The sequence below is a fragment of the Kallipyga gabonensis genome (assembly GCF_001286805.1).
Classification (GTDB): Bacteria; Bacillota; Clostridia; order Tissierellales; family Peptoniphilaceae; genus Kallipyga; species Kallipyga gabonensis.
This window is the reverse complement of record NZ_CXYV01000002.1, coordinates 1,247,351-1,265,957: the sequence shown is the minus strand read 5'-3', so window position 1 is coordinate 1,265,957 and position 18,607 is coordinate 1,247,351. Positions and strand designations below refer to the sequence as shown.

Sequence of the window (18,607 nt, the reverse complement as noted above, 5' to 3'; positions counted from 1 at the left end):
AAAAAGGTCTCCTTCCTCCGCCCTTGGTATATAATAGATAAGGATTTGTCGCTTATAACGTTAGGAGGAAGCATGGATGCACGTGGAATGAAGATCTTTTCAGGATCTTCGAACCCAAAGTTGACGGAAGAAATTTGTTCCATATTGAAAAAACCTTTAGGCGATATGGAACTCAGCCATTTTGCGGATGGAGAAATTCAAGTCAAGATCAATGAAACGGTACGTGGATATGACATTTTTTTGGTTCAGCCCACATCTTATCCCGTCAACGAACATTTGATGGAAGTCCTCATCATCTGTGATGCCCTGAAGAGAGCATCCGCTAATCGGGTTAACGTTGTTATTCCTTATTATGGTTATGCTCGTCAGGACAGAAAGACGGCAGGCAGAGAACCGATTACGGCAAAATTGGTCGCTGATCTTCTGGAAACCGCAGGTGTTGACCGTGTAATCACAGTCGACCTTCATGCCGGACAGATTCAAGGTTATTTCAATATTCCTGTGGACCACTTGGCCGCCGGCCACCTCCTGGCCCGTTATTTCAAACCTCTCGTTGAAGAAGCTCCCGATCAGTGGGTGGTTGTCTCTCCTGATCTTGGTGGAGTTACCCGTGCCCGGAAATTTTCTCATGATCTTGATCTTCCTATTGCCATCATTGAGAAAACACGTCCCCGGCCTAACGAATCCGTTGTTGAAAATATTATCGGTGATGTGCAGGGAAAGAATTGCATCATCATCGATGATATTATCGACACTGCCGGTACCATCACCAATGCCGCCAATTTCCTCGCTGAAAAAGCGGGAGCTAAGGATGTTTATATTACCGCATCTCATGCCCTCCTCTCCGGACCGGCTGTGGAACGAATTGAAGGCTCGGCCGTTAAGAAGTGTGTGGTAACCAACTCTGTCCATCTGCCGGAAAGCAAGGATAGTTCAAAGATGGAAGTGGTTTCTATCGGACCCCAGCTGGCGGAAGCCATCCGGCGTATCTATAACTATGAATCGGTAAGTGAGCTTTTCTAATGAGTGATCTTTATGTCGTTGTTGGCCTGGGCAATCCCGGAGACCGTTATGCCCATACCCGTCATAACATGGGCTTCCGGGTAATTGATCGCTTAGCCCAGAAGTGGTCGGTGAATGTTAACCAGGTCAAGTGGAAGGCCCTGGTTGGACAGGGTCGCCGGGAGGGTCAGAAGATCCTCCTGGTCAAGCCACAAACCTATATGAACGAATCCGGTCAAGCTGTCCAGGCCATTGAAAACTTTTACAAGCTTGAACCCGGACACCTTATCCTTGTTTACGATGATATTGACATCGAGCTCGGAACCATTCGAATAAAGGGGCAGGGAAGTGCCGGATCGCACAATGGGATGAAGTCCATTGTCTCCTCGCTTTCAAGAACAGACTTTCCCAGAATACGCCTTGCCGTAGGCAGGAGGTTGGCCAGCCAGGATTTGGCGGACTTTGTTTTATCCACCTTCACTTCTGATGAAGAGAAGGTGATTGATGATGAAGTGGATAAAGCTTGCCAGGCGATTGAGCTTATTCTGGATCAGGGTGTAGAAGCCGCTATGAACCATTTTAACGGTTGGATTTCTGATAAACTCCCTAAACCGTCAAACGAGGAGAAAAAGGAGATCACCCTGGAAGATCAAGCACGGTTAAACCAAGCGGCTTTTATAAAAAAGGCCGGACGTTGTGGAGAGAAAAAAACTAGAGAATGAATGTTATTACAAACCTTCTTAAATCGGACCGCTATGTTAATCGCTTCCTCCAGGCAGTAGAGGGAGGAGCGAAGAGGATTTACCTCCATGGCCTTCTTCCGGAATCAACAGGTCATTTCCTAGCCTTCCTAGCGGAGACGATGAATAGACCTGTTTTTCTTGTGGCCTCAACCGAGAAAAGGGCGATTGAAATTACTGAAGGCCTGGAGTCGATTACGGAAGGCAGAGCCTATTACTTTCCCAATGAAGAGATTAATTTTTTTCGTGCGGATTCCGTCATCTCCTCCAATCGACAAAAGCGTATGGAAGTGATGGAAAGATTGCTCTCCGGAGGCTCTCTCATTGTTACCACTACTCTTCAGGCTCTTGCCCGGCCCATTAGCCCTCCGGAAAATCGATTCGCTCACCGTTTAACTCTGGAAGTCGGCCAGGAGTACCCGATCGAGGATCTGATTGAAAAGCTGGTGGCCATGGGCTATGAAAGGGTGATGACGGTCGAACACCGAGGACAATTTGCTCTTAGGGGAGGAATCGTCGACCTTTTTCCTCCCTCGGAGAAAAAAGCCTACCGGATGGAGTTTTTTGACATTGAAATTGACTCCATACGGACCTTCTCTGTCGAGGATCAACGATCCACCGACCATTTGAATAAAATTGAAGTCGGGCCGGCAGAGGAGGTCCTCCTGACCTCCGGGGAAATACAGGAGGCCATTAAGAATTTGAAGAAAGAATCCGTCTCCATGATGAAGAAGAATCAGGAACTGGAGGAGGGTCACCTTCGTGAGGTTCTCAACCAGGTGGTGGAGGACTATGAAGAAGGAGGAAAGACTGCTCCCACAGACTTTCTTCTACCATTTTTGCCCCCTGAGACGCTTGCCTCTCTTTCAGCCTATCTTCCTGATGATAGCATGGTGGTTTTTGAGGATCTTGACCGTATGTTGGAAAAAGAGGAATACCGGATCCGACTCGAAGCGGAGGACCTGACCCACCAGATGGCCCGGGGAGATATTCTTCCTTCTCATCTGCATTTTTTGAAAGAAAAGGAGGAGGTTTTAGCCGGTTTTCAGGACCGGGTACAAGTTAACCTTTCTCAGATTCTCAAACAATCGTCTCACTTTCAGGAAGACCAGCTTATTCAGATTCGGTCTATGGGAGTTGAGTCCTTCAAAAATCGCTGGGATGACCTGGTCGCTACCGTCAGGAGGAGGCTGGGACAAGGTTATCGTATTCTTTTTTTAGCCGGCTCCTCTGCTCAGGGGATTGCTGACCAATTCTGCGAATCCGGTCTTGACAATCACCTCATTCTTCTTTCTGATTCAGGGATCGGTCAGAAGATAGAGGCGGAAATTCCGATCGGTTCGCTTCTTATCGTTAACCGATCCTATCCTCAGGGCTTCCGATACCCCGATTCCAAGTTAGCCATCCTTACCATGACCGAGCTTGCCGGGGCAAAAAGGCGGAAAAAAACCCGTTCCAAGAAAAAAACAAGTAATTTTCTCAATTATCAAGACCTTGATTTGGGTGATTTTGTGGTCCATGAGCTTTATGGAGTTGGTCAATTCAAGGGGACGGAAACCATGTCCATTGGGGGAATTACCAAGGATTTCCTCAAAATATCTTACCGTGCCTCGGATATTCTCTATGTACCAACCGATGAGATGGGGATGGTGTCCAAATATATTTCCAAGGAATCCAAAGCACCCAAATTAAACAGCTTGGGAACCGCCGAATGGAAAAAATCTAAGGCCAAAGTAAAAAAGGCTTTAGACGCTATTGCAGAAGATTTGGTTGCTCTATATGCCGAACGAGCCAAGGCAGAAGGATATGCTTTCGCTTCGGATAGTCCCTGGCAGGTAAAATTTGAGGAGGATTTTCCTTATGAAGAAACTCCCTCACAGATCAGGGCAACGGCTGAAATTAAAGAGGATATGGAATCCGTCAAGCCCATGGACCGCCTCCTTTGTGGAGATGTGGGCTACGGAAAGACTGAAGTTGCTCTTCGTGCTGCATTTAAGGCGATCATGGATGGCAAACAGGTAGCCTTCCTCTGTCCAACGACGATTCTGACTCAGCAACACTATCAGACGATTAAGGACCGTTTCCGTAACTTTCCGGCCAGGGTGGAGTATCTATCCCGATTTAAGACCACAAAAAAGCAGAAGGAAGTGATTCAACAGATTGAAAAAGGAAGCGTGGATATTGTGGTGGGGACCCACCGCCTCCTCTCAAAAGACATTCATTTTCATGACCTTGGCCTCCTGATTGTGGACGAAGAGCAGCGGTTTGGAGTTAAGGATAAGGAAAAGATCAAAAAGAGGTGGAAGAATGTGGATGTTCTTACCCTGTCCGCCACACCGATTCCCAGAACCCTCCAGCTTTCTCTCACCGGGATAAGAGATATGTCATTATTGGAGGAGCCTCCCGAAGAACGTTACCCTACGACCACCTACGTCATGGAATATGATCCCGGTGTTGTCCAGGATGCCATCGAGCGGGAACTTGACCGAGACGGTCAGGTGTATATTATCCATAACCGGGTCTATGACATCAATAAAGTAGCCGGCCATATCCAAAGTCTGGTTTCTGAAGCCAATTTAGCCATTGCCCATGGTCAGATGACCACCAACCAGCTGGAAGGGGTTATGGAATCTTTTGTTTCAGGGGACGTGGATATCCTTCTCGCTACCGCCATTGTGGAGACAGGAATGGACATTCCCAATGTTAACACCCTGGTTGTATTGAGAGCAGACCGGATGGGCCTCTCCCAGCTTTACCAGCTAAAAGGGAGGATTGGCCGGGCAGACCGGAGATCCTATGCTTATTTTACTTACCAGAGGGATAAAGTTCTTTCGGAAGATAGTGAAAAGCGTCTTAAGGCGATACGTGACTTTACCGAGTTCGGATCCGGCTATAAAATTGCCATGCGTGATTTGGAGCTTCGTGGAGCCGGAAATATTTTAGGGGAGTCCCAATCCGGTCACATCGAATCCATCGGCTATGATCTCTATGTAAAGATGCTGGAGGAGGCGGTTTCCCGGGTAAAAGGGGAGGAGGCAGAAGAGAGAATCAGGGAGATCAATGTGGATATCAAAGCTTCTGCCTATATTCCGGATTCTTATATCGGCCAATCGTCAGAGAAGATAATGATGTATCGACAAATTGCCTCCATAGACAACGAGGAAGAGTATAGTATAATCATTGAGGAACTCATTGACCGTTTCGGTGATCCACCCAGGTCAGTCATTAACTTGATGGATATTGTTTTGATCAAGCGATGGGCTTCACAAGTGGGCTTCAGCCAGGTCAAAGAAATCGATGATTTCATCGAGTTGAGGTATGATAGTTTTGATTTGTTTAGTGTTGAGGAATTGAAAGAGATTGCGGAGACCTTCTCTGGCCCCCTTTCTTTTGATTTTCAAGCTCAACCCAAGTTCAAGGTTAAGTCAACGCCTAACAAGATTAGGGAGTTAACAAACCTGGTGAACTTTGTACGAAAGCTTAAAGCGGAAAAGAAGAACTAACGGAGGAATGAATGAAAGATCAATTGAAGAAAGTCCTGGCAGGAGGCCTTGCCCTCTCTTTACTCTTAACCGGATGTGGTGCCGGCGGGGGAACCTTCGCCACCGTAAACGGGGAAAAAGTTGCTCAGGAACGCTATGATGTTCAGCTGGATGTGATCAAATCGATGATTGCTGCCCAGTACCAACTCCCTGAAACGATTAAAAAACAGTTGGTTCAGGAAGTGGTTATGCGTCAGGATCTGGAGAAAAACGAGATCAAACTGACGGATGAGGACTACAAGGAAGACTTTGATAAGGCTGTTAAAGCTTATGGCGGTGCCGAGGGCTATCGGAGAACCTTAGAAGTTCTGAAAATTTCCGATGATCAAATGAAAGAAATGCTGAAGTTTGAGACGATCTCTCGCAAGCATAAGGAAATGTATGCGAAAAAGAATGCTCCTTCCGAAGCCGACATCAAGAAGTATTTTGAGGATAATAAAGAGAAATTGGTGAAGGTGGATGCTTCTCATATTCTCGTTTCCACGGAAGAAGAAGCTAAGGAAGCCAAGAAGAAGATCGATGGGGGAGAGTCCTTTGAAGATGTGGCAAAAGCTGTTTCTAAAGACGGATCTGCTCAAGCGGGTGGTGCTTTAGGCATCCAAAACCCCAATACGTATGATCCGGTCTTTGCGAAGGCTCTTTTGGCCTTGAAAGAGGGAGAGATTTCCGATCCGATTAAAACACAGTTCGGCTATCATATTATTCGCCTCAACAAGAACTATAATACCGTTGATTCCGTCAAGGATGAGATTCTAACGGCTCTTACGGAAGAACCCTACCAGACCTACCTCCAGAAACTTGTCGACGAGGCGAAGGTAGAATACCCCGGAGAGAAGAAAGCGGAAGAGTCCGGTAAAGCTTCTGAAGAATCCGGGGCAGATTCCGGTGAATCTAAGGAAGCAAGTTCCGAACAGGAAAGTGCGACATCCGGTAGTCAAGAGTCATCGGCTGAATCCAAGTAAGGGGAGATTGACAAGGCTGAGGCCTATGAGTCTCCCTAAACCGGATCTATACCACATTCGATTCATCGAAAAAAATCTAAAAAACGACCAAGCTTTTTTCTGCTTGGTCGTTTTTATTTCTCCATTTGGGTATAATAAACCGTGAATGTAAAAAATGGAATTTTAGGAATGCAAGCAAAACTTAGGAGGTTATGCATGGCAACAAAAGTAGCAATTAATGGTTTTGGACGTATCGGACGTCTGGCTCTTCGTCGTATTCAGACCCTCAATGATATTGATGTCGTAGCAATCAACGACCTGGTTGACAAGAAGTTTTTAACCTACCTGTTTAAGTATGATACCATGCAGGGAACCTTCGATGGTGAGATTGAAGAGACGGAAGAAGGCTTTGCCGTTAACGGTGACCATATTAAAGTATTTGCGGAACCGGATGCTTCTAAACTTCCCTGGAAGGAATTAGATGTGGATGTGGTTTTGGAATGCACAGGTTTTTATACTTCCAAGGACAAGGCCCAGGCCCATATCGATGCCGGTGCCAAGAAAGTTTTGATTTCCGCCCCGGCGAAGGGTGAAGGCGTCAAGATGGTTGTCTATGGCGTAAATGAGGATGTCATCAATGCTGACGATATTATTGTTTCCGGTGCCTCCTGCACAACCAACTGCCTCTCGCCAATGGTCAAGGTTCTGAAAGAAAACTTCGGCATTAAAGTGGCTCAGATGTCGACTATCCACGGATATACCGGAAACCAGGCTATTCAGGACTCTCCCAACAAGGCCAACAACTTCCGCAGAGGTCGTGCTGGTGCTCAAAATACAGTTCCCACTTCTACCGGAGCAGCTAAGGCTGTTGGTAAGGTTATTCCTGAAGTTGAGGGTATTGTTGATGGAACTGCTCTCCGCGTTCCTGTTGCCACCGGCTCCATCACTGAGCTTTATTCCGTCCTTGAGAAGAAGGTAACTGAGGAAGAAGTTAATGCAGCAATGAAAAAGGCGGCCAATCCCTCCTTTGCTTATAACGAAGATGAGATTGTTTCCTCCGATGTGATCGGAACCACCGCAGGATCCATCTTTGACGCCACCTTAACCAAGGTTGTTGAAACCGGAGATAACCAGCTTGTTAAGACTGTTGCCTGGTATGACAACGAATACGGATATACTTGCCAGTTGGTCCGGACTCTGGAATACATCACCAAGCTTTCTAAGTAATTTGCCCGAAAGGCGGAAGAGGTTAGGCCTTTTCCGCCTTTTTTCTGCAATATTTTGAGAAGCTCTGTATCAATGAGATTTTCATTACCTTGCGAAAGGAGATCCTATGACCAAAAAAAATTTAGAAGATTTGAATGTAAAGAACCAAAGAGTTTTGGTCCGGGTGGATTTTAACGTCCCCATGGCCAAGGATGGGTCCGGAAAGATTATGGATGATGCTCGGATTCGGGCGGCCCTTCCTACCATCCACTATCTAATGGATCAGGGAGCGAAAGTTATCCTTCTTTCTCATCTCGGACGTCCAAAAGGGGAGCCTTCCGAAGCTTTTTCATTGAAGCCTGTTGCAGATCATCTTTCCCAACTTCTGGGTCAGGAAGTCCTTTTCGCCGATTCCGACCGTGTGGTTGATGATGAGGTCGTAAAAACCCTTAAATCTCTGGAATCCGGGCAAGTTGCCCTTCTTCAGAATACTCGCTTCCGCCCTGAAGAAAAGAAGAATGATCCTGATTTTGGCAAGGACCTCGCAAAGTTGGGTGATGTTTTCGTCAATGATGCCTTTGGCACCTGTCATAGAGCTCACGCCTCTAATGTTGGTCTTGCCGAACTTTTGCCTTCCTGTTTGGGCCGGTTGGTTCAAAAAGAGGTGGAAATTATGGGCAAGGCTTTGGACAAGCCTGTTCGACCCTTTGTTGCCATTCTTGGAGGAGCCAAGGTATCGGATAAAATCGGTGTAATTGAAAATCTTTTAGATAAGGTGGACACCATTCTTATTGGCGGAGGCATGGCCTATACTTTTTTGAAGAGTCAGGGCTTGGAGATTGGAACTTCGCTTTTAGAAGAAGATAAGATGGAATTGGCAGGAAATCTTCTGAACAAAGCGAAAGAAAAAGGGGTTAAATTCCTTCTTCCTCTTGACGGCGTCATTGCCGATCAAGTTGCTGATGGACAGACTACCCAAGTCGTCAAGATTGACCGGATTCCGGTAGATAAAATGTCTTTAGATATTGGTCCGGAAACCGCCAAACTTTTTGCTCAGGAGATTAAAGCCGCCGGAACTGTGATTTGGAACGGACCTATGGGGGTTTTTGAATTAGATGATTTTGCTCAAGGGACCTTTGCTGTTGCTAAAGCCCTCGCTGAATGCCAAGGGGTTACCATCGTTGGCGGTGGAGATTCCGCTTCTGCAGTAGAAAAAGCCGGTTATAAAGATAAGATTACCCATGTTTCCACTGGGGGAGGTGCTTCCCTGGAATTCTTAGAGGGAAAGGTCTTACCCGGGATTGCTGCCATTAGCGACCGATAAGGAGGACGTATGAGAAAACCATTAATTGCCGGAAACTGGAAAATGAATAAAACGCCCTATCAAGCCGGGCTTTTAATTCAGGAGATTAAAAACTTGGATCTGGATAGTGAAGTGGAAGCCTTGGTTTGCGTTCCCTCCATCGATATTCCTTCTGTTCGGGAAGCGATGGAAGGCTCTTGCCTCCGCCTGGGGGCGGAAAATTTTTTCCATGAGGCAGAGGGAGCATATACCGGCGAGATTTCAGGCCCCATGCTCAAAGACTATGAAGTAGAATATATTATCATCGGACACTCCGAACGCCGAACCATTTTCAAAGAAGATGATGATTTCATTCAGAAAAAGGTTAAGGCGGCTTTGGACCAGGGATTTAAGCCTATCCTTTGTGTCGGTGAAAGCCTGGAGGAAAGAGAAGGTGGCTTGGCTCAGAAAAAAGTTTCCGACCAGCTCGCCTCTGACTTCCAAGGTCTACATGAAGATGATTTTGAAAAGATTGTTATCGCTTATGAACCCATCTGGGCCATCGGAACCGGCAAGACCGCTTCTTCTGAAGACGCGGAGGAAATGTGTGCTTTTATTCGGAAGGAAATTACCGCTTCCTTCGGAGAAAAGGCGGGACAGTCCGTTCGGATCCAGTATGGTGGGTCTGTAAAACCGGGCAATGTTAAAGAAATTATGAGTCAGGAGAATATTGATGGTGCTTTAGTTGGCGGAGCCAGCTTGGAAGCGGAATCTTTTGCCCGGCTTGTAAATTATAAGAAGAATTAAGGAGGATCCATGTCTGCGATTATTGATATTTATGCACGTCAAGTTCTTGATTCCCGGGGCAACCCTACTGTTGAGGTAGAAGTAACGACGGAAGAAGGCGGCTTTGGCCGGGCAATCGTCCCCTCAGGGGCCTCAACAGGCCAATTTGAAGCTGTTGAACTTCGCGACGATGATGAGACCTATTACGGAGGAAAGTCCGTAGAAGAAGCGGTCGAAAACGTCAATGGCGAAATCTTTGAAATGCTTTTAGGCTGGGAAGTAACCGACCAGATCGGCATTGACAATATGATGATTGAAGCCGATGGGACGGATAATAAGGCTCGTTTAGGTGCCAATGCTATCCTTGGCGTTTCTTTAGCCTGTGCCCGTGCTGCTGCTGATGAGTCCGGTCTTCTCCTCTACAACTATCTGGGCGGATGCAACGCCAAGACCTTCCCCGTGCCTATGATGAATGTCATTAATGGCGGAAAGCATGCCGATAACTCCGTTTCCTTCCAGGAATTCATGATTATGCCGGTAGGAGCAGAATCCTGGTCTGAGGCCCTGGAATGGTGCGTAAATGTCTTCCATACCCTAAAGAATGTATTAAAGGAAGACGGATTCTCCACCACTGTCGGTGATGAAGGCGGTTTTGCCCCTAACTTTAAGACGGATGAAGAACCCTTTGAATACCTGGTTAGAGCGATTGAAAAAGCAGGGTATACTCCCGGAGAAGATTTCATGTTGGCGACCGATCCGGCTACGACAGAACTTTATGAAGAAGCCAAAAAGATCGGTAAGGAAGGGTACTATTTCTGGAAAACCGACCAGTTCAAGACTGCCGATGAGATGATCGATTTCTGGGAAGAAATGGTCAATAAGTATCCCATCATCTCCATTGAAGATGGTCTGGCAGAAGAGGACTGGGAGAATTGGAAGAAGCTGACTGATCGCTTAGGCGATAAGGTTCAATTGGTCGGTGATGACCTCTTTGTCACCAACCCCCAGCGTCTGAAGAAGGGGATTGATATGGGCGTTGCAAACGCCATCCTGATTAAGGTCAACCAAATCGGGACCCTGACCGAGACACTGGACGCTATCGAAATGGCTAAGCGTGCAGGATATACAGCCGTCGTTTCCCACCGGTCCGGTGAGAGCGAAGATACTACCATTGCAGATTTAGTTGTGGCAACGAACGCCGGTCAGATCAAGACCGGGGCTCCTTCCAGAACTGACCGCGTCGCCAAGTACAACCAGCTCCTTCGGATTGAGGACTATGTCGGAGAAGATGGAAGATATGACGGAATTGATAGCTTCTATAACATTAAGCGGACAAAAAAATAGACGTGAATAGGGTAGAGGGGAAAGGGCATAGGCCTTTTCCCCTCTTTTCTTTTTCTGTCTTCAAAAGGCTTTCCCACCCACTCACTAATTTTCTATTTTCGTTTTCTTGATAAGAAAAGCTTGTTTTACTGCCATCTCCCTGAGTGGAATCGCCCTTTTAAGGAAAACCTTTCATATGGTCGAATCTTAGTGTAAAAAATGGTAAAATAAGGAAGACGATTGACTTGGATTGGAGGTTCTTATGAGAAACCAAAATCAAATATGTGCCATGCTCCTGGCCGGTGGTCAAGGATCCCGGCTCAAGGACCTAACCAAAGATACACCTAAACCGGCGGTTCCTTTCGGTGGTAAATATCGGATCATTGATTTCGCCCTCTCCAATGCCACCCATTCGGAGATTCGGGATATTGGCGTTCTCACCCAATATAAGCCCTTCAAGCTGAATGAGCATATCGGGATCGGGGATGCCTGGGACTATGACCGGACAAAGGGTGGCCTCCGCATGCTTTCTCCCTACTATAATGAAGAAGGGGGACGGTGGTATGAAGGAACAGCCAATGCCATCTATGAGAACATCGATTTTCTCGACCGGATTGACCCCCAATACGTTCTTATTCTTTCCGCTGATCACATCTATAAAATGGACTATAACGACCTCCTTCTTCTCCATAAAAAGAAGGGAGCAGAGTGTACAATAGCCGTTATGGAAGTACCCTGGGATGAAGCTCCCCGGTTCGGCATCATGAATGCTGACGATTCAGGGCGGATTATTGAGTTTGAAGAAAAGCCGGAAAAGCCCAAGTCCAACTTAGCTTCTATGGGAATTTATATGTTCAATTGGCCAACCCTTCGTCGTCAATTAATCAGAGACTATAATGATAAGAATTCTTCCTATGATTTTGGGAAGGACATCATTCCCCACATGTTGGAAGAAGATCTTCCACTATATGCCTACCGTTTTGATGGCTATTGGAAGGATGTCGGAACGGTCAGGTCGTATTGGGAAGCCAACTTAGAGATGATCGATCCTCATAATGGTCTCGACATCTATGATAAGTCCTGGCAGATCTATACCTCGGCAAAAAATCTACCTCCCCACTACTTGGGTAAGGAATCCAAGGTGACCAACTCTCTGGTTAACGAAGCCTGTAATATCCTGGGGCAAGTAGAACATTCCGTTCTCTTTGCCAACGTGACTGTGGAAGAAGGGGCAGTGGTCAAGGATTCCGTCATCCTTTCCGATTGCGTTATTAAAAAAGATGCAAAAGTCAGCCGGGTGGTGATGAATGAAGGAGAAACCATCGAAGAAGGGGTTGAAATCGGTAGTGAAGATCCGTCTTCAGTCTACCTTGTATCTGATGGCAAGGTGAATAAAGAATAGGAGGCCAAGATGAAAAACTGCAGTGGAATTATTCTGAGTCCGGGGAATGATAAGGATTTTGGCCCCCTGGTGAATACCCGTCCCGACTATATGATTCCTTTTGGAGCTCGTTATCGGATTATTGACTTTTGTTTATCGAACATGGCAAACTTCAATGTCTCTCATGTCATGCTCTATGCCGGTTCTAATATTCGCTCCACCATTGACCACATTTCCGACGGATCGGACTGGGAGCTGAACCGGAGGTCAAATGGTCTTTTGATCAACCCCAGGGTAGAGAATCCTCAGACAGGTAAGCACTCCAACATTGAAACCTATTACGAGTCCTTGCCTTTTTATGAGAATATGGCCCATGATAACCTCTATATCGAAAACCCCATGGCTATCTCCAAGGTCAACCTTCAGCAGGCCTATAATACCTTTATTGAAGGAGATTATGATATTCTCATTCTTTATTCAGAAGAAAATGATAAGGATGGCCGCTACAACGGAATGAACAAACTGATTTTGGATGATAGTGGCCGGCTGATTAATATTGGCTACAACTTGGGAACCAACCCCAAGATCGAACTCCAAATCGGCCGCTATTTTATTAAAAATAAGGTCTTTATTGAGATGATCAAGGATGCGATGGAGAAGGGAAATGCCAGCACTCTGATTCAAGCGGTTCTCAATAACAAGAACCGTCTGAAAATCGGAACGTATAAGGTGGAGTCACGCCTTTTCTACATTCACGATATTGACTCTTATTATCATGCCAATATGTCCCTCCTTGATGCTGACGTTTATCATGAAGTCTTCCATAATAATGGAATGGTATACACAAAGTCCAAAGACGAGCCGTCCACCCTATATGCGGAAACAGCAAAGATGTCCAATTCATTAGTGGCCAATGGCTGTATTATCGAGGGAGAAGTGGAAAATTCTGTCCTCTTCCGTGGCGTTCATATTCATAAAAATGCCATCATCCGAAACTGCATTATCAACCAGGGAACAGAAATTGAAGAAAATGCTGTCTGTGTGAATACCATTACGGATAAGAATGCCTTGATCGAATCAGGCGTTACCGTTGCCGGTTCATCCAATAATCCCTATGTCATTGGAAAGAATCAGGTCATCAACAATCCCGGCCTACTATAGTCAAAGGCACAAATTTTAATTATAGTCCACTTATCGCTATTGGCAATTGTTGAACCGGGTAAAGGAGGAAGCTTGAATATTTTATATGTAGCAGCGGAGGCGACACCCTTTATTAAAACCGGAGGTCTGGCTGATGTGGCCGGATCCTTGCCCCAGGCTCTGGCCAAGCTTGACCAGGATATCCGGGTCTGCCTTCCCCTCCATGGAAAAATTCCTGAAGAGTATAAGGCTAAATTGAAGAAGATTACCGATTTTTATGTGGATATTGGTTGGAAGCATGAGTATTGTGGAGTCTATGAACTGGTTGATGAGGGAGTCACCTTTTATTTCTTAGACAATAAATACTACTTTAACCGGCCCAGTCTTTACGGTCAGTTTGATGACGGCGAAAGATACATTTTCTTTGCCAAGGCAGCTGCTCGTTTACCAAGAATTTTAGATTGGCCGGTGGATATTGTTCATGCTAATGATTGGCATTCCGCTTTGGTTCCTGTCTTTATCAATGATTACCGAACGGGGGATAGTTTTTACAAGGATGTCAAGACGGTTCTGACCATTCATAATCTCAAATATCAGGGGCAGTTTTCCATGGATCTTTTTTATTGGACCAACCTTAACGGTTTTTATGCTTCTGACTATGATTTGAAGTTTTACGACACCATCAATTTCCTTAAAGGGGGAATCGTTCATGCGACCAAGGTCAATACCGTTTCCCCCACCTACGCTGAGGAAATCCATTATCCATTTTTTTCTGAAGGAATGGAAAATGTCATCAATGCCCATGCCTATAAGATTTCCGGTATTTTGAACGGGATCGATATTGAAAAGTGGAATCCGGCGACTGATCCTCATATTGCAGCCAATTATTCTCTCCAAAATATGGAAGGAAAGAAAATCTGCAAGAAAGCTATTCAGGAGCTTTGTGGCCTTCCTGTTCGTCCGGAGGTTCCCCTCTTTGCCATGGTCTCTCGACTAACGGCCATGAAAGGTCTTGACCTTGTTCGCTATATCATGGACGAATTCCTTCAGGAAGATGTCCAGTTTGTTGTTCTGGGAACCGGGGACGCAACCTACGAAGAGATGTTCCGCTATTTTAGTCGGAAGTATCCGGATAAGTGTGCAGCACATATTTATTATTCCGATCAGGAAGCTAACCGGATCTATGCCGGGGCCGATCTTTTCCTCATGCCCTCCGTATCCGAACCTTGCGGACTCTCTCAGATGATTGCCATGCGCTACGGAACAGTACCCTTGGTTCGTGAAGCAGGCGGACTGATGGATTCGGTCGATGCCTACAATAAATATGAAAAAAACGGGGATGGCTTCCGCTTTGCCCATGTCAATGCCCATGAACTTCTCTCAATGATGAAAAATGCAGTAAATGTCTACACCAATGAGGAAGATGATTTCCATATGCTCATGAGAAACGGGATGAAGAAGGATCTATCTTGGAATGTATCCAGTAAGGAATATTTGAAGCTCTATGAATCGCTCTGGTAAAGTGGAATGGAAAAATTTGACTAATCCTGTAAGATCTTCTCTAAAAGCGATCGAGCTTTACGATAGGGCGGAGAAAGTTGAAGATTCTTGCCATCTCGGCCTGGATTATCGGGCAGACCGATCAATTTTCAGAGTATGGGCCCCCAATCGGGAGGAGGTTGGACTTCATCTATACCGCGATAGGGAGGATCGGGAAGGGACCTGCCTTCCCATGGAAAAATTCGAGGAAGTATTCCGGATTCAGATTGATCGAGACCTTAAGGGTTATTATTACACCTACCGTGTGGGGAATCAGGAGGTAACGGATCCTTATTCCAAAGCCGTCTCGATTAACTCTGAACGCACGGCTATTATCGACTTGGATGAGACCAATCCACCCGGTTTTTCCGAATCTTCATATGTCAACATTGCCCCGGATCAAGCAATTATCTATGAGTTGCACGTCGGTGACTATACTTTTGACCGGAGTTCAGGTGCTCATTTTCCCGGAAAGTTTTTGGGGATGGCGGAGGAGGGGAGCAAGTATCACTTTACCTCCACCGGACTCGACCACCTGAAAAAATTAGGGATTACCCATGTCCACCTTATGCCGATTAATGATTTTATTACTGTTGATGAGTCTCCGGATGCTTTTGGCAAAGAGGATAATTATAATTGGGGCTATGATCCGGAACTCTATAATGTGCCGGAAGGGTCCTATGCTGTACGGCCGGATGATCCCAAGTCCCGAATATGGGATTGTAAGTCCATGATTCAGGCCTTTCACGAAGCAGGTATTGGCGTTATCTTGGATGTTGTCTACAACCATACTTGGAAGTCCTATAATTCCAACTTCAACATCTTAGCCCCCGGTTATTACTACCGATCTCATCAAGGTCTCTTTACCAATGGATCCGGGGTGGGGAATGAGTTAGCTTCTGAACGAAAAATGGTCCGTGAGTTTATCATTGACTCCCTCCTTTTTTGGCAGAGGGAATATAAGGTAGATGGATTCCGCTTTGATCTTATGGCCCTGACGGATCGAGAAACGATCGATCTTGCTGTACAACGTCTCAAGAAAGTCAATCCTTATGTCCTGATCTATGGAGAGCCCTGGACCGGAGGACCTTCGGCACTTGACCTCGTCGATCAGGTCCGTTGGTCAAATCAATCGGGCAGGGGGTTTTCCCTGTTTAACGAAGTCTTTCGTCAGTTGGTCAAGGGGGATAATGATGGCTTAGGGAAGGGCTTTATCCAAGGGAATACCGACAATAAAGATCTTTTGATTAATCGCCTTCTGGGTTCTATACGAACTGAAGCCATTGATGGAGGTGTCCAAAATCCTCCGGAGTCCATTAATTACTTTAATGCCCACGACAACCTCATCCTCGAAGATAAGCTCAGTCTGACCAATCCGGAGAAGAAGTACAATGATCCGATGACCCGTTTAGCGTTTGGACTTCTTCTTACCGCTCAGGGAATTCCGTTTTTTCATGCCGGCAATGAATTTCGCCGTTCAAAGCAGATGAGTCCCAACTCTTACAATGCCCCTTATTCCATCAATGCGGTGGATTGGACGCTAAAGCTCAAAAATCGATCCCTATATACCTACGTTCGCGACCTTATACAAATTCGTAAGGATTTTTCGGTCTTTCGCTTACGAAAGGCGGAGGATGTTGGACGAAGGGTTAGGGTCGTTGAAAGTCAAGACCCCAACATCATTAGTCTGGTTTACCGGATTAGGGAAGATAATGACCAAACCTACCTCCTGGTCATTCATCACAACGGATGGCAGAACGGCTTATTATCTTCCGAATGCATTTTTCGCACATTGGATGCGTATCGGCTTTCTTTTCAACGGATTTTCGATCCGAAAGGCAGGGTAACCTGCAACAAAGTGGAGGGGACAGAATCGGAATTGCCGAAGATCCATCTGGCTCCCTTATCCACCACTATTTTTATTGTTAATAAAGGAGGATCTTATGGAGTATAAAAAAATCTACCAGGCCTGGCTTGAAGACCCGGCTATCGATGACAGATCAAAAGAAGAGTTGAAGGCTTTGGAAGGTAATGAGGAGGAAATTAAAGATCGCTTTTATTCACCTCTTGCTTTCGGGACTGCCGGTCTTCGCGGAAAACTGGGTGCAGGAATTAACCGTATGAATATGTTTACGGTTGGGGCCGCCTGTGAAGGCCTTGCCCGCTTTATTGAAGGTCAAGGACAGGATGCTAAGGATCGGGGTGTCTCTATTGCCTATGATGTCCGCCATTTCTCCAAAGACTTTGCCATCCTCTCAGCGGAAATCCTGGCTGGACATGGAATCCACGTTTATATTCATCGGGAATGTCAACCGACCCCGCTTCTTTCGTATACCGTTCGAAAGACGGATTCCTTTGCCGGGATCATGGTGACGGCTTCCCATAACCCCAAGGAATATAACGGCTATAAGGTTTATAATTTTGAGGGATCACAGATTCTTGACGATTGGGCAAAATCTATTGAATCAGAGATCAAGGGAGTGGATTCCTATGGAAATATCCGTCGCCTTTCCTATGAGGAAGGCAAAGCAGGGGGATTCATTGAGGAGATTTCTCAAGACCTGATCGAAGAATATATTCATGACATCTTAAGCTTACCTATCCACGATCAATCCATTGACAAAACAGTAAAAATTGTTTACTCACCGCTTAATGGAACCGGGAATAAACTGGTTCGTCGGATTCTCAAAGAAAGAGGATTTGAAAACATTTATATTGTTAAGGAACAAGAAAATCCCGATCCTGATTTCACCACCATCGGCTATCCTAATCCGGAAGATCCTAAAGCTTTTGCTCTTTCTGAGAAATTGGGAAAGGAAGTGGGAGCCGACCTTCTTTTCGCTACCGATCCGGATTCGGACCGCTGTGCTTTGGAAGTTCGAAATGAAGCGGGGGACTATATCTTCTTTGATGGAAACAAAGTCGGTGCCTTAATCGGCTACTATATCCTGTCCGAGCGAAAGGCAAAAGGCGATCTTCCTGAAAACGGTGCAGTCATTAAATCAATTGTTACCGGAGATCTTTTGGCGGCTATTGCTGAAGACTATGGGGTGGAATGCTTTGAAGTCCTGACCGGTTTCAAAAATATTGCCGCTCCGGTTAATGAGTGGGATGAAACGGGGGAATTTGACTACCTTTATGGATTTGAAGAATCCATCGGCTACAATCCCAGTAAGTTTGTCCGGGACAAAGATGCCGTATCCTCAGCAATGATGATTGCCGAAATGGCCGCCTTTTACCGGGCTCAGGGGAAGAGCCTGATTGATGTTCTGCATTCTCTATATGAAGAGTATGGCTTTTACAATAACCAACTCAAATCTACCGTCCTCGAGGGGATTGATGGAAAGGAAAAAATTAACCGGATCATGGAAGAGTTCCGAGCCAACCCCTTGGAAAAAATTGCCGATATGACCTTAGATGAGGTCATTGACTATGATCAAGATGATACCGGCCTGCCTAAATCCAATGTTTTACGCTACTTTTATGATGACGGTTCCTGGTATGCCATTCGCCCATCCGGGACCGAGCCCAAGATCAAGGTTTATATGTATTCGGTGGGGACCAGCCTTGCCGATTCGGAGAGAAAACTTCAAGCTTTTGAAAACGCGACAGATGACGTCTTCGCTAGCGTCCAATAGAAGATCACTATTTCTGAGCCCTGCCTTATGGCAGGGCTCTTTTTATCAAAATTTCTCCACACAGCCTATGCTATAATTGCCCTGTAA

The 18,607-nt window shown here is 45.9% G+C and carries 13 protein-coding genes; all 13 read left to right on the top strand.

Going from position 1 to position 18,607, the window contains the following annotated elements; all coding sequences use genetic code 11:
* Positions 1-72 precede the first annotated feature (72 nt).
* The 13 genes from BN2373_RS07295 to BN2373_RS07235 all read left to right on the top strand — a co-directional run bounded on the left by BN2373_RS07295 (position 73) and on the right by BN2373_RS07235 (position 18,520).
* Positions 73-1,023 carry a ribose-phosphate diphosphokinase gene (locus BN2373_RS07295; RefSeq protein ID WP_053943417.1) on the top strand — a complete coding sequence of 317 codons (951 nt, stop codon included), beginning with the start codon at positions 73-75 and terminating at the stop codon, positions 1,021-1,023.
* A complete protein-coding gene (gene pth / locus BN2373_RS07290; protein WP_074017985.1) occupies positions 1,023-1,724 on the top strand; it encodes an aminoacyl-tRNA hydrolase in 702 nt (233 codons plus the stop codon). The genes BN2373_RS07295 and pth overlap by 1 nt, the downstream gene beginning before the upstream one ends.
* On the top strand, positions 1,721-5,245 hold the full coding sequence (gene mfd, locus BN2373_RS07285; protein WP_053943416.1) for a transcription-repair coupling factor: 3,525 nt from the start codon (positions 1,721-1,723) through the stop codon (positions 5,243-5,245). Before pth ends, mfd begins: the two co-directional genes overlap by 4 nt.
* 11 nt (positions 5,246-5,256) lie before the next feature.
* A complete protein-coding gene (locus tag BN2373_RS07280; RefSeq protein WP_053943415.1) occupies positions 5,257-6,246 on the top strand; it encodes a peptidylprolyl isomerase in 990 nt (329 codons plus the stop codon).
* Between the two features lie 195 nt (positions 6,247-6,441).
* Positions 6,442-7,452 carry a type I glyceraldehyde-3-phosphate dehydrogenase gene (gap, locus tag BN2373_RS07275; protein ID WP_053943414.1) on the top strand — a complete coding sequence of 337 codons (1,011 nt, stop codon included), beginning with the start codon at positions 6,442-6,444 and terminating at the stop codon, positions 7,450-7,452.
* Positions 7,453-7,558: 106 nt separating this feature from the next.
* Entirely contained in the window at positions 7,559-8,755 is a 1,197-nt protein-coding gene (locus BN2373_RS07270) for a phosphoglycerate kinase (RefSeq protein WP_053943413.1), read from the top strand.
* 9 nt (positions 8,756-8,764) lie between these two features.
* Positions 8,765-9,520, top strand: coding sequence for a triose-phosphate isomerase (tpiA, locus tag BN2373_RS07265; RefSeq protein WP_053943412.1), 756 nt, complete (start codon positions 8,765-8,767; stop codon positions 9,518-9,520).
* A 9-nt stretch (positions 9,521-9,529) separates the two neighbouring features.
* Positions 9,530-10,843, top strand: a complete 1,314-nt coding sequence (gene eno, locus BN2373_RS07260; RefSeq protein ID WP_053943411.1) for a phosphopyruvate hydratase — start codon at positions 9,530-9,532, stop codon at positions 10,841-10,843.
* A 241-nt stretch (positions 10,844-11,084) separates the two neighbouring features.
* Positions 11,085-12,224: a glucose-1-phosphate adenylyltransferase gene (locus BN2373_RS07255; RefSeq protein ID WP_053943410.1), complete on the top strand. Its 1,140-nt coding sequence runs from the start codon at positions 11,085-11,087 to the stop codon at positions 12,222-12,224.
* Positions 12,225-12,233: 9 nt separating this feature from the next.
* Complete coding sequence (glgD, locus tag BN2373_RS07250) at positions 12,234-13,364, top strand: glucose-1-phosphate adenylyltransferase subunit GlgD (RefSeq protein WP_053943409.1); 1,131 nt, start codon at positions 12,234-12,236, stop codon at positions 13,362-13,364.
* A gap of 72 nt (positions 13,365-13,436) precedes the next feature.
* A complete protein-coding gene (gene glgA, locus BN2373_RS07245; protein ID WP_053943408.1) occupies positions 13,437-14,864 on the top strand; it encodes a glycogen synthase GlgA in 1,428 nt (475 codons plus the stop codon).
* Positions 14,848-16,836 carry a type I pullulanase gene (gene pulA / locus BN2373_RS07240; RefSeq protein WP_053943407.1) on the top strand — a complete coding sequence of 663 codons (1,989 nt, stop codon included), beginning with the start codon at positions 14,848-14,850 and terminating at the stop codon, positions 16,834-16,836. Before glgA ends, pulA begins: the two co-directional genes overlap by 17 nt.
* Complete coding sequence (locus BN2373_RS07235; protein WP_053943406.1) at positions 16,826-18,520, top strand: phospho-sugar mutase; 1,695 nt, start codon at positions 16,826-16,828, stop codon at positions 18,518-18,520. Before pulA ends, BN2373_RS07235 begins: the two co-directional genes overlap by 11 nt.
* Positions 18,521-18,607 lie beyond the last annotated feature (87 nt).